The sequence below is a fragment of the Frankia sp. CgMI4 genome, from assembly GCF_001756285.1.
GTDB lineage: Bacteria > Actinomycetota > Actinomycetes > Frankiales > Frankiaceae > Frankia > Frankia casuarinae.
In genome coordinates this window covers 1-12,722 of sequence record NZ_MAQZ01000045.1, presented here as the reverse complement: position 1 = coordinate 12,722, position 12,722 = coordinate 1, and the positions used below count along the sequence as shown (strand labels likewise).

The window sequence follows — 12,722 nt, the reverse complement described above, 5'->3', positions numbered from 1 at the left end:
CGCGACTAAGGTCGACGGCATGGATCCGAAAGATCCGGGAATCAGACACCTGGACAGATCCACAGTGATGATCTACCGTCCGCCCGCGGGACCCCCGTTCCGCCGGTCGGACCGAGCGGGAGGACCAGCCGTGCGGGAGAACCTCACCCTCGACGAACCACGCCGAGGGATCCGGTCCGGCCGAACCATGACGCTGCTTCCGGGGCTGGTCCTCGCGGGAATGGTCGCGCTGACCGCCGGTTGCGGGGGGTCCGACGACATCAGCGTGCCGCCCTCCGTCAGCACACCGACCCTGCCGACGTCGCTGCCCACCGCGCTGCCGAGCGGGCTGCCCACCGCGCTGCCGACCTCGCTGCCGGGGGTGGGAAGGATCGACGCCGTCAGCGGCGCGGATGCCCTGCGTGGCACGAATGTCCCCCCCGATTTCCCGGTGCCGCCCGGGGCCACCGTGAAGGTCGGTACGACCACCGGGAAGACGTCGACGGTGACACTGGGCGGGGTGTCCAGCGACCGGGTGGCCACCTTCTACCGGCAGACCCTGCCTGGCGCCGGCTACAAGATCACAACGGATGTGGGGATTCCGGGGGTCGCCAGAGCCATCCAGTTCAACGGGCACGGCGTCAACGGGAGTATCGGGGCCGCGGGGATCGGCAATACCGACGGCGYCGCCGTGGTGTTCACCAAGCGGTAGTCCCCCCGGGGAATCACGGCCGGGCTCACCCGGGCACGACCGGCCGTTGCGGAAAATCAAGCTGCGAGCGATCGAGCTGTGGAAGATCGAAATGCCGACGGATCTCCGCCTGCACCTCGCGCGGCGGGTGCCGGGCGTCCACGACGGCCACGAACTCCTTACGCTGGAAGATCTCCATGACCGGTCGGGTCTTCTCGTGGTACTCCCGCAGGCGGACGGCAAGTGCCTGCGGGTTGTCGTCGGCCCGGGTCAGCAGCGGCGCTCCGCACACGTCGCAGGTGTCCGGCACCTGCGGCCTACTGGCGATCAGGTTGTAGTCCAGGCCGCACCGTGAGCAGAACCGGCGGGCGAGCACCCGCCGATAGACCTCGTCGTCGGGGAGGTCGAGGTAGATGACCCCGTCGATGTCGTAGCTCTCCAGGAAGAACTCGGCCTGCYGGGCGTTGCGCGGGAACCCGTCGATGATGAACCCGTAGTTCCAGTCGTGCTCGGCCAGCCGGGAGCGCACCACCGACTCGACGAGGTCGTCCCCGACCAGGTGACCGGCCGCCACGATGCGTTTGACCTGGGCACCGAGTTTGGTGTGGTTCTGCACGTTCCAGCGGAAGACGTCGCCGACGCTGATGTGGACCAGGTCGAAGTCCCGGGCCATCATCGTCGCCTGGGTTCCCTTGCCGCTGCCCTGCACGCCCATGATGACGAACTTGCGCACGCCGACTCCCGATCGTTCCTCCGCCCCGGAGGCCGGCCGACGCGCGGCCGCCTCGGTGGCCCGCCCCCAGCTGTCCCACCGGCCTCTCCGTCGCGACGTTATCCGCCATGGAGATCACTAGGGGTTTCCGCGGCCCAGCGGTGGCGGGTACGTCATGACACCCGCACGGCCGACCGGCGGGCTATCCGTGGCCCAACCCGGACCGATGCACGCCGACAATGCCGTAAAGAGCAGGATGTCAGGATGTATGGGGATCGGGGGAGCGCGGAACGGGCCGCGGCTGCGATCCCGGRTTCTAGGAGGGAACGCGGGTGTCAAGGGGACTGCGTCAGACGCTCGGCGCCGGCCTGGCCGCCACCGTGCTGGCGGTGGGGCTCACAGCGTGCGGTTCCGGGGACAGGGCACCGGCTCCACCCGCGGAGATCGTCCTCAATCGGGGGCAGGACTCGTCGATCCCCTTCCGCACCGAGGCCGACGGCGAGGTGCTCCTGGACGTCACCACCACCGCCCCGGGGGTCTCCTGGGGCTCCCCGGGCGGCGAGTCCGCGGTGCTGTCGCTCTACGTCGACACCGCCTACGCCACCGATCTCGTGATCCCCAYGTCCTTCCCGATCAAGCGCAGCCTCGCGCTGGGTCACCTGGCCGCCGGCAAGCACACCCTGCGGACGCTGTTCGCCGCGGACCGGTCGCCCCGCAACGCCGCCACGGCGCGCCTGACCGATCTGACCTTCCGCACCGTCACGCCGCAGGACAACGGCYACCAGGCACTGGCGCACGCCCCGGTGATCTACGGCCGGACGGCGCCGGCCGCCGCCGCGGACCCGATGGCCGGCGGGCCGTTCCAGAACGCCGTCACCGACACCCCACTGCTCGCCTTCCACTCCGAGGCGCCAACCGCGATCGCCGGTCATCGCCTGCTGACCTACTCGATGGTGTGGAGCAACGAGGACGAGGGCACCCCGACCCCGGCCCTGATGGCGTTCTGGGGGCGGACCACCGACATCGAGTGGACCTACCAGGTAGAGATCGACGCCACCGGCAACGCCATCCCCGGCAGCGCCGTGATCCAGGGGCCGGAGCACACGTCGCAGCCGTTCACCGGCCGGTACGAGAGCACGCACCCGCTGCTCGGGACCTGCACGCGCAGCAACAGCATGTGCCAGAACACCGACGGCCCGATGCGGTTCGCCCTRTCAGCCGCGGACACCCTCGACCCGAACGCCGAGGCCCCTGAGCGGGAGATGGACCGCAACCCGTGGACCTACTGGGTGATGTCCCAGGAGGTCGCCCGGGAGGGCAAGGTCGCCGACGCCCCGGTCCCGGACCCACGCACCCGGATCAGCGACCCGCGTAACTACCTGTACCTGATCGTCCGGAAGAACACGGTCGGCACGCCGAACACCGCCGACGCCTGGGTCGGGCTGTCGGTCGGGGTGCGGCTCGCCGGCAACCCCGAGACCTACCGATCGAACAAGACCTACCCTGCCTGGTCCATCGAACGGGACGCGCCGGCCGCCACGGCCGTCGAACTCCCACCCGGGACGGTCGCGGAGGACATCGCGTCCATCCAGGCGACCCGGGTCGTCGGTGCGGGTGCCGACACCGGTGCGCGCGTCCAGGTCGACTCGATCGAGCGGGCGTTCCTGCTGGGTCCGGACGGCCTGCCCCAGCAGTCGTTCCTGTTCACGCCGACGAAGGTGACCCTGACCGCCGCCGCGCCGACCGCGACCCTGTTCCGCCGTTCGCAGGGCGGCTCCTGATCCCGTCCGGGGTTCCCTGATTCCGCGGTGGCCCTTCACCCACGTGTGGTGGACCCCGAGGTGTGCACCGGTCCCGGGCTCCGACCGTGCGTCCCGGTGCGATCGGGAGCCCCGGCTGGCGCCGGGCGGACGGCGGCCGTCGGCATGCTGTCGAGCGTCCGCACATCCCGACCGACGGGCAACTGGGCGATGCTGTCGACGATGGCGGTCGGTCGGTAGGGGAACCGGTCGACGTCGGTGATGGACGTGATGCCCGACAGCACCAGCACGGTGTCCATTCCGGCCTCCAGGCCGGCGACGACGTCGGTGTCCATCCGGTCGCCGATCACCACGGTGGTCTCGCTGTGCGCGGACAGCGTGTTCAGCGCACTGCGCATCATCAACGGGTTCGGCTTGCCGACAAAGTAGGGTGTGACGCCGGTCGCCCGGGTGATCATCGCCGCGACCGCCCCGGTGGCGGGCAGGAGACCCTCCACCGAGGGACCGGTGGGATCGGGATTCGTCGCGATGAAGCGTGCGCCGTCGCGCACCAGCCGTACCGCTTTGGTGATTGCCTCGAAGCTGTAGGTCCGGGTTTCCCCGAGGACGACGTAATCGGGTGACCGGTCGCTGAGGACGTAGCCGATGTCGTGCAGCGCCGTGGTCAGGCCCGCTTCGCCGACGACGTACGCCGATCCCCGGGGGCGTTGGGTATGTAGGAAGAGCGCGGTGGCGAGGGCCGAGGTCCAGATCCGCTCCGGCGGGATCGTGAGTCCCGCGCCAGCCAGCCGGGCGGACAGGTCGYGGGCCGTGTAGATCGAGTTGTTGGTCAACACGAGAAAACCCAGGCCTGCCTCGCCGATCCCGGCCAGAAAGRCATCCGCGCCCGGAATGGGATGTTCCTCATGGACCAGAACACCGTCCATGTCGATGAGATAGTTCTCGATCAGATGTTCCGCCATGACCCCCGATTCTCCCCGCCTGCGCTCGATGCCGTCTGCCGGGTGGTCCCCACTCGGCACCATGATGGGGACCACCCGGCCCGAACGATCCGGCGGGTTCGGTCACCTCACCTCAGCTCACCGGGTTCGGGTGATCCCTTCTCACAGCACCGCGATGGCGGCGATCTCCGGTTCGGTGGGCGACATCAGATACAGGGATGGGACGATGAGCCAGTCGGCGAATCCCCCGTCGCAGGCGTAGGCCTGCGCATGGCCGGGCGACCGGAACGGGCCGATGACTCCCTGCACCTGCCGGGTCCCCTGCTCCAGAACGACGATCGCCCAGCTACCCGTCCGGTCCGGTGCGGGTGTCCCCCACTCCGACTCCGACAAGTCCATCACGTAGTCCATCTGTGCCCCTTCGCGAACGTCCCTCACCGGTATCCACCGAGCCGCGGGGTGGTAAAGAACCCGGGATATCTTGGCGCTTTCGCGCGGCTTTGCGCATCGAAACGCCGGAGGTCGACCTGGGTCGGTCCAGGATCCTCCGCCGGCAACGGCCGGGCGCGGCCCGTTCGTACATCCGTGAGTACATCGCCGAGCCGGCCGGGAGCGGAACGCAGAGGTGTGTGACGAAAATCGAAGTTCCCGCGTGGGGATCCCCTTGGGAGGGAGTAGAAGACGGTGCATTTTCCCGCGCCGACGTTCGGGTGATGTCGTAGGCCGGTACTTTGTCCGCTGCCCGTGCTCTCGGTCGCGCGGCCGCATCTACCGCCGCGCATACCGCCGGTCCGGCGTATCGCTACGGCGGTGGTCGGGATAACCGCCGCAGAGCCCCGGAGCCGCAGAGCCCCGGAGCCCGTTTGGTGGCGCCCCTTTGGTGGTGCCCCTTTGGTGGTGCCCCTCGCGGTGTTCCCCTTTGTGGTGCCCCCCGCGGCGCCTCGGCGCCGCGGGGGGAGGTTGAATCGGGTAGGTGGGACGCCGGGCGTCGCGTCACCGGCGCGGTCGGGAGTCGCTCCCGACGCAACGTCAGGATTGAGCTGTGCGTCTGCTTTGTCGCTGACTTCTTGCTATCTGGCTATCTGGGGGATCCGTGAGCCGGCGCCGGAGCGATTACCGCACCTGGGAGGAACTGACCAGGGAGGAACGTCGACGCGGGCTGGCGGTTCTTTCCGTGGCCGGGGTCGCGGCGGTGGTCGTGGTGTTCCTCGTCGTCGGGTCCGGTGGCGGGGCCGGTGGCGGGGCCGGTGCGGCGGCACCGCCCACTAMCGACGTCAAGGCCCGGCTCACGTCCTGGTACGCCACCACCGCCCAGGTCCGTTCGGAGGTCGTGCGGGCGGTCAACGCGGTACGGGCCGACATTCAGGCGGCGGACGGCATGTCGCTGAAACCGGCCTGCGCCGACCTGGGGCGGGCCGTCGACCGCATCGGACCGCTGGGCCTCCCGCCCGTCGAGAGCGTGAGCAGGAACTGGACCGAAGGCGCCGGTGCCTACGCCCAGGCGGTCACGGCGTGCGGGAACCTGTTCGACGGCACGCCCGTCCCCCCGCCGGTGCTGCTGCAGCGCACGACCGACGCTCTCAACGCCGGTGACGGGCGCTGGACCATGATCGTCGCCCAGATCGGGGCCCCGGCGCAGATCGTTCCCACCGGCTGAGCACCGGCCGGCCGCGATTGCCCGCGCTCGGGCAAGTACGGCCACGCGGCACCCTCGGCTGCCAGAAGGTGATGATGATCGCGCAGTCCTTCTTGACGATCGCGGTCGGCGGGACCTCGGCGTCGGCGGTCAGCGAGATCGCGGTGAGGGTCGGGCCGGCCTTGCGGTCGGTGTCCCAGGTCCGGATGTGATCGCAGAGGCGTTCAGCGAGGGCCTGGCCGTCAGCCCCGTGGCCGTGGGCGCCGATCTCGTATACCGGATCGGGGCCGTCGAGGCGGCGCTTGGCGAGGTAGGCAAGCGAGGAGCCGGCGACCAGCGCGGGGCTCAGGTTCGGGATCAGCGGGACGCACAGATCGGCCTCGACCGCGCCACGGCTGGCGTTGATCCGGCAGACGGCCRGGTCGGTGGCAGTGGCGCGCAGCCAGATCCCGTCGATCGGGTCCTGCGGCCCGATGGTCGTGCCCGACCAGGCGGCGACCCGGGGGTGGCGAAGACGCCGGTGAGGTGGTCCGGGTCGATGTCCTGGTCGACGTCGTAGTGGATCTGGACGAGCGGGTTTTCGTGGAGCGCGGCGACGCGTTCGACGTCCTGACCAATCATCGGGACGARGCCGCGGAGGAACACCGCGTCCGAGCGCAGCACGTTGTCGCCGCCTTTGACGAACGCGACACCCCGGGTCTGGCCGCGCCAGCGCAACGGCAGGACCATCCGCCCACCGGGGACAAGCTGGCTGAACCAGGCGGGGGTCAGACCGGGCCCTCCGGCCGCGTCTCCCACCCGGAGCCCTCCGGCGGCTCCGACCCGGGCCGAATCCCGGCGCCCACACGTCCGGGATATGCGGGCAGCGCGTCACCGGCGGCTGGAGAGTCAGGCTGGGCAGCCCGTCGCGCATCCGCGCCCCGCGCGCGGACCGGCGCAGATGCTCCGCGCGCGCCCTCCGGCACTCGYCGCAGGACGGGAACAGCGCGTGCACCTCGGGTTGGGGGCCCGTAGGCCCCTCCTCGCCGCAGCTTTCCCCTGCACTCACTTTTTCTGAACCTTCCCAGAGCCGCCGCATCGCGGGCACCGGATCATGCTGGCGCCATCGAAATCCTCGCCCTCGTGCCGCTCAGCGGCCGGGTTGCCCACCTGCCCGCTACTACTGCCCCGCTTGTCCGCGTTCCRCCCGAAGCCCATCCTCCCTCCATCTCCGCCGTCAGCTCATCCGGGAGGGTAGCCCGGCAGATGCGGGCAGGTAGCAAACGTGCCGGATCCGTAACCGACAGGCGGTTCACGCTGATGCCGGTGGCTTTGCTTCCAACGCCCGCCGAGAATGATCGATAACCTCTCCAAGATCCTGAACGGCTGCGATCTTCGGCCACCGGTGGTGCATTTCCCGCCACATCTCGCCTGATCGCTGGATCACGCCACGCGTAGGCCGCCCGTCGAGCACGTCGAGCACGTCGAGCGCGTCGCGAGCCGATGCCGCTGCGGCTATCGGATCGGGGTCGGCGCGATAGAGGAGGGTCCGTGCCAACGTGTTATGGGGTCCGGGTCACCGTCCACGCCACGGTCCTCGGCCACCCGCAGAGGTCCATCTGGCATTGCCCGTGGTGCGCCGGCACGGCCGCACCCCGTGGGCGCCGCCGGTCTGACCGTGAGACATCTGGATATACCCGAGGAGATGTCATGCCGCCCACAACCATGCCCGCGCTCGACTTTGTCGCGTTGGAGATCACTGGCCGGTGTCAGCCTGCGTCCACTGCTACGCGGACTCGTCCCCGCTCGGGGACCACGGGACGTTGAGCACCGCCGACTGGAGTGCGGTGATCAACGACGCCGCCGGCCTCGGTGTCGGCGTGGTCCAGCTCATCGGCGGGGAACGTCCACTCCGCGCCGCTCGACGCGATCCTGTCCGGGGATGCGTTCGGCGCCCAAGTCGAGCATCTCGACCAGCTTCGCCACCCCGGCTCCGGACCAACGGCGTGCCAGCCGAACCCGAAGTGCGGCCCGGCGTCGTCCCGCAACTTCGCGGGGCTGGCGGGTCAGCCGGTCGATGTGCCAGCAGACGATCGCCTGGAGGCGGCCTGCTTTGATGTCGTCAACGAGCCGGTCCCACTCCGGGCGTGGCCGTCCGGAATGGGCACCGACATCCTTGTCCGTAGTAGACGTCCTCGACCGCCCAGCCCTTACGGTCGCAGAGGGGGCGGCAGCCCGGCCTCCTGACGTGAGACTGCTAGCCCTGCGCCTGTTCGGTCCTGGCCGGCTCTGACGTAGATTCCCGCTCTGACCATGGGCCACATATTGACAGGCCCGTGCCACCCAGGCCGCAGTAGCCGCCGGGGTTCTTGGCGTCGGAGAGGTACTGCTGGTGGTATTCCTCCGCATAGTAGAACGGACCAGCCGGGGCGATCTCGGTGGTGATCGCCCCGAGGCCCGCGGCGGTCAGCACCTGCTGGAACGCCTCGCGGCTGGCAGCCGCCGCGGCGGCCTGCCCGGCAGTGGTGGTGTAGATCGCCGAACGGTACTGGGTGYCCGTGTCATTGCCCTGCCGCATGCCCTGGGTCGGGTCGTGCCCTTCCCAGAACACGCGCAGCAGCTCCTCGTAGCCGACCTTCGCGGGGTCGTACACCACGAGGACGACCTCGGTGTGCCCGGTCAGCCCGGAACACACCTCCTCGTAAGTGGGGTGCGGGGTGTGCCCTCCGGCGTAGCCGACGGCGGTGGTGTACACCCCGGGAACCTTCCAGAACGCGCGCTCGGCCCCCCAGAAGCAGCCGAGGCCGAACACGGCGGTCTCCAGCCCCGCCGGGAACGGGCCGGCGAGCGGGGTCCCCAGCACGGTGTGCGGGACGTCGCCCGCGAACACCGGCCGATCCCGGCCGGGAAGSGCCTGCTCGGGCGTGGGCAGTGTCGTCTTGTGACGACCGAAGAACATGGGAAGCCACCTCCGGTGGTTGTCTCCTCGCACAACCGCGCACCGCGGCCACACRTTCCCGCAGCCCGGGACCCTCGGACGCCCCCCAGATACTCTCCAAATGTTCTCCGGAGGTTCTCCGAAGGTTCATCGAACGTTCGCCGGACGATCGGGGAGCACGCCGCCAGAGAACAAGATCGCTCAGAGAACGAGATCMTCCAGCATCGTCGTGACCAGGGCCGCAATCGGCGATCGCTCGGAACGGGTGAGCGTGACGTGCGCGAACAACGGGTGGCCCTTCAGGGTCTCGATCACCRAGGCGACCCCGTCGTGCCGGCCGACCCGCAGGTTGTCGCGCTGTGCCACGTCGTGCGTGAGCACCACCCGTGACCCCTGCCCGAGCCTGGACAGCAMGGTCAGCAGCACCCCGCGCTCCAGGGACTGGGCCTCGTCGACGATCACGAACGCGTCGTGCAGGGACCGGCCACGGATGTGCGTGAGCGGCAGCACCTCCAGCATCCCGCGATCCACGATCTCCTCGATGACCTCGGGGGAGACGAGCGCACCGAGAGTGTCGAACACCGCCTGGGCCCAGGGCGCCATCTTCTCGTTCTCGCTGCCCGGGAGGTACCCGAGCTCCTGGCCACCGAMGGCGTACAGCGGGCGGAAAACCACCACCCGGCGGTGCGCCCGGCGCTCCATCACRGCTTCGAGCCCGGCGCACAGGGCAAGCGCCGACTTACCGGTGCCGGCTCGACCGCCGAGGGAGACGATCCCGACATCCGGATCGAGCAGGAGGTCGAGGGCGACCCGCTGCTCGGCGGAGCGACCGTGCAGGCCGAACGCGTCGCGGTCGCCGCGGACGAGCCGGACCTGCTTGTCGGCGGTCACCCGGCCGAGCGCGGAGGCACTCCCCCCGGTGGTGGTGAGGACCAGGCCGGTGTGGCAGGGCAGGTCGGCGGCCTCCAGGATCTCGGTGTACTCGCGGGAGTAGAGCCGGTCGAGGTCCTCCTGGGTGACGGTGAGCTCGGCCATCCCCGAGAAGCCGGTGTCCACCGGGGACAGCGCCTGGTACTCCTCGGCGGGCAGCCCCAGCACCGACGCCTTGACCCGCAGCGGGAGATCCTTCGTGACCAGTACGACGTCGGCGCCCTCGCGGRCGAGGTTCATCGCGACGCACAGGATCCGCGAGTCGTTCGTGTCGACCCGGAACCCCGGTGGAAGCACCGCCGCATCGGTGTGATTGAGTTCCACCCGTAGCGTCCCGCCGTTGTCCAGCGGGAGCGGTTGATCAAGGCGACCATGCCGGATGYGCAGATCGTCCAGGATGCGTAGTGCCTCCCGGGCGAACCAGCCCAGTTCCGGATGGTTCCTTTTGCCTTCCAGCTCCCCTATGACAACGAGGGGGRGCACGACATTGTGCTCCGCGAACCGCAGCAGCGCGCCAGGATCAGAAAGCAGCACGCTTGTGTCGACGACATGCGTTCGTGGCACACGCCCACCCRCTTACTCGGAGGTAGTCCGGGACCGACCCCTGCAGGGGCCGGGCACCGGCCTCCTGGTGTAGTCGCGCTTGCGGCACCGAGGGGCCTCCCGAGAGGTCCGGCACCATGCCGGACCACGGCTTGAGACGCTAGCGCTCCCACGGTAACCGCAGCCCTCGATGATGGCGACCCACTTCCGACAACACGTTACGTTAAGAACTGGAAACGTCTCGCACCCCGGAGTTCCCGTCGCACCCCGATCGGTCACATTGCGTCCGGATCATGACGCGGAGCATCAGCCGCCGCGCGCGGCGCCGTCGGAGGCCGGACCACGAGCGTCCGCCCGAGGAAGCCAGGTCACCGCTCCCTGCTCGGTTCGGAAGCCCCGGGACCTGCGCCGACTCCGGCGACGGGCACCGACCGGGGCAACAGTCACCGACCGACCGGGGCAACAGGCACCGACCGGCCGCAGGTCGCCACCGGATCCATGAGCCCGGCGACCGACGAGAGCCGGATGACCGCGGGCGTGCCGGCCAGAGACACGGTGGGCCGAAACGCGACAGGCCAGAACGTGACAGGCCGAAGCGTGATGGCCGGTGAGGGGTCACCCGAAACGCGACGACCGAGAGGTGACGGCAYGAGGCGCGCCCACGGGGGAAACACGACGGAACACCATGGAACACCGCGGGCTATGGAACACCGCGGGCCGATGATCGGACACTCGTTGTCTCGACATGTCATCGAGATCGGATCGAACCAAACCGGGCCCGAAAGAGGGCGCCGACTGGCACCGTCGGGCGGGTCGGAGGAAATTCAGCCAACCGGCTGGGGAATTCCCGGAAATTCACCCGGGGGAGGGATTGATCCCCGGCGAACATGCGGGATCCGCGGGGTGGTCATTATCGGATGGTGCTCCGCTCAGGTGAGCCGTACCGCGACACTCGGTAGGAACGCGGCCCGCCGACGGTGGAACAACGGACGCGACGCGGAGTTACGAACGAGTCCGGCGCCGGGCTGGCCGCCGGGCCGGCGAAGGAGGGCCGAACCCTGCCGACCGGTCGCCACGGGCCGGGCCGGGAGCCCGCCGAGCGGCTCGGCCCGTGGCCGACCCGCTCGGGGGTATCACACGAAGTGGTGCCACGGATGCCCTGCGCTGCCACGGTTGCCTTGTGAGGCGCTGCCACGAAGTGCCGTGCCGGCGGTGCGCTCCCCGGACGGAGCTCGCGGTTGGGTGCGTCAGCCGCTCAGTCTGCGCTGTTCAGCCGCTCGACAAGCGCCTCGTGCTCGGTCCACAGGGCGGCCGGAAGCCGTTCCCCGAACGTCTGGTAGTGCTCGGGGATCAGCTGGGCCTCCTGTTTCCACACCTCGACGTCCACCGTGAGCAGGGTCTCGAGGTCCTCCTCGGCGATGTCGATGCCGTCAACGGGTAGGGCGTCCTTCGTCGGCAGGACGCCGAGCGGCGTCTCCACCCCGGCTGCCGTGCCCTCCAGGCGACCGACGATCCAGGCGAGGACACGGCTGTTGTCGCCGAATCCCGGCCACAGGAACCTGCCCTCCGGGCTCTTGCGGAACCAGTTCACGTAGTAGACCCGCGGGAGCTTCGTCTGGTCGGCCTTCTGCCCGACCTCGAGCCAGTGGGCGAAGTAGTCGGCCATGTTGTAGCCGCAGAACGGCAGCATCGCGAAGGGGTCCCGGCGCAGCTTGCCGATCGCTCCGGCCTGGGCCGCCGTCGTCTCGGAGGCGACGATCGAGCCGAAGAACACCCCGCGCCGCCAGTCGGGAGCCTCGGTGACCAGCGGCACCGCGGTCGCCCGGCGCCCGCCGAACAGGATCGCCGAGATCGGCACGCCGCGCGGATCCTCCCACTCCGGGGCGATCGTCGGGCACTGGCCCGCCGGGACGGTGAAGCGGGCGTTGGGGTGTGCGGCGGGCTCGCTGGACTCGGGGGTCCAGTCGCGGCCCTTCCAGTCGATGAGGTGCGCCGGCGGCTGCTTGGTCAGCCCCTCCCACCAGACGTCACCGTTATCGGTCCTGGCCACGTTGGYGTAGATGGCGTTGCCCCAGAGGGTCCTGACCGCGTTGGGGTTGGTCTGCTCGCCGGTCCCCGGGGCGACCCCGAAGAACCCGGCCTCCGGGTTGACCGCGTACAGCCGGCCGTCCTCACCGAAGCGCATCCAGGCGATGTCGTCACCGACAGTCTCCGCCTGCCAGCCCGGCAGGGTTGGGATGAGCATCGCCAGATTGGTCTTTCCACAGGCCGACGGAAATGCGGCGGCAATGTAGTGGACCTTGCCGGCGGGAGACGTCAGTTTGAGGATGAGCATGTGCTCGGCGAGCCAGCCCTCGTCGCGGGCCATGACGGACGCAATACGCAGCGCATAGCACTTCTTGCCGAGCAGTGCGTTTCCGCCGTAACCCGATCCGTAGGACCAGATCTCCCGGGTTTCCGGGAAATGGGTAATGTACTTCGTCGTATTGCACGGCCACGGAACATCGGCCTGGYCGGGTTCCAGCGGAGCGCCCAGGGAATGGACGGCCGGGACAAAGAAACCGTCCGTTCCAAGCTGCTCGAGGGCGGGCGTTCCCATCCGGGTCATCGTCC

The 12,722-nt window shown here is 69.6% G+C and carries 11 protein-coding genes; 3 read left to right on the top strand and 8 right to left on the bottom strand.

Annotated features, from left to right (window positions below; translation table 11 throughout):
• Positions 1 to 130 precede the first annotated feature (130 nt).
• Positions 131 to 691 (top strand): hypothetical protein, encoded by a 561-nt coding sequence (locus tag Manayef4_RS04425; RefSeq protein WP_070130753.1) that lies wholly within the window; start codon positions 131 to 133, stop codon positions 689 to 691.
• Between the two features lie 25 nt (positions 692 to 716).
• Here the strand turns inward: Manayef4_RS04425 and Manayef4_RS04420 are convergent, their stop codons facing one another.
• Complete coding sequence (locus tag Manayef4_RS04420) at positions 717 to 1,403, bottom strand: nucleoside monophosphate kinase (protein ID WP_070130730.1); 687 nt, start codon at positions 1,401 to 1,403, stop codon at positions 717 to 719.
• Positions 1,404 to 1,714: 311 nt separating this feature from the next.
• Here Manayef4_RS04420 and Manayef4_RS04415 point away from each other — a divergent pair, with 311 nt between their 5' ends.
• The gene (locus Manayef4_RS04415) at positions 1,715 to 3,163 is read left to right on the top strand and encodes a hypothetical protein (protein ID WP_070130729.1); all 1,449 of its coding nucleotides are present in this window, start codon (positions 1,715 to 1,717) and stop codon (positions 3,161 to 3,163) included.
• A gap of 35 nt (positions 3,164 to 3,198) precedes the next feature.
• Here the strand turns inward: Manayef4_RS04415 and Manayef4_RS04410 are convergent, their stop codons facing one another.
• Both Manayef4_RS04410 and Manayef4_RS04405 read right to left on the bottom strand, forming a co-directional pair.
• Entirely contained in the window at positions 3,199 to 4,104 is a 906-nt protein-coding gene (locus Manayef4_RS04410; RefSeq protein ID WP_070130752.1) for an HAD-IIA family hydrolase, read from the bottom strand.
• Positions 4,105 to 4,245: 141 nt separating this feature from the next.
• Positions 4,246 to 4,494, bottom strand: a complete 249-nt coding sequence (locus Manayef4_RS04405; RefSeq protein ID WP_011438264.1) for a hypothetical protein — start codon at positions 4,492 to 4,494, stop codon at positions 4,246 to 4,248.
• Between the two features lie 682 nt (positions 4,495 to 5,176).
• On the opposite strand from Manayef4_RS04405, the gene Manayef4_RS04400 reads away from it, so the two are divergent.
• On the top strand, positions 5,177 to 5,740 hold the full coding sequence (locus Manayef4_RS04400) for a hypothetical protein (RefSeq protein ID WP_070130728.1): 564 nt from the start codon (positions 5,177 to 5,179) through the stop codon (positions 5,738 to 5,740).
• A gap of 336 nt (positions 5,741 to 6,076) precedes the next feature.
• Here Manayef4_RS04400 and Manayef4_RS04395 read toward each other — a convergent pair whose 3' ends face one another.
• The 5 genes from Manayef4_RS04395 to Manayef4_RS04380 all read right to left on the bottom strand — a co-directional run.
• Positions 6,077 to 6,517, bottom strand: a complete 441-nt coding sequence (locus tag Manayef4_RS04395; protein ID WP_175443316.1) for a hypothetical protein — start codon at positions 6,515 to 6,517, stop codon at positions 6,077 to 6,079.
• A 1,071-nt stretch (positions 6,518 to 7,588) separates the two neighbouring features.
• Positions 7,589 to 8,020 carry a recombinase family protein gene (locus tag Manayef4_RS26540; RefSeq protein ID WP_076804937.1) on the bottom strand — a complete coding sequence of 144 codons (432 nt, stop codon included), beginning with the start codon at positions 8,018 to 8,020 and terminating at the stop codon, positions 7,589 to 7,591.
• On the bottom strand, positions 7,956 to 8,657 hold the full coding sequence (gene msrA, locus Manayef4_RS04390) for a peptide-methionine (S)-S-oxide reductase MsrA (RefSeq protein ID WP_070130726.1): 702 nt from the start codon (positions 8,655 to 8,657) through the stop codon (positions 7,956 to 7,958). The genes Manayef4_RS26540 and msrA overlap by 65 nt, the downstream gene beginning before the upstream one ends.
• A gap of 180 nt (positions 8,658 to 8,837) precedes the next feature.
• On the bottom strand, positions 8,838 to 10,130 hold the full coding sequence (locus tag Manayef4_RS04385; protein WP_070130725.1) for a PhoH family protein: 1,293 nt from the start codon (positions 10,128 to 10,130) through the stop codon (positions 8,838 to 8,840).
• A 1,234-nt stretch (positions 10,131 to 11,364) separates the two neighbouring features.
• Positions 11,365 to 12,722: phosphoenolpyruvate carboxykinase (GTP) (locus tag Manayef4_RS04380; protein ID WP_070130724.1), on the bottom strand; the 1,358-nt coding region annotated here is incomplete at its 5' end.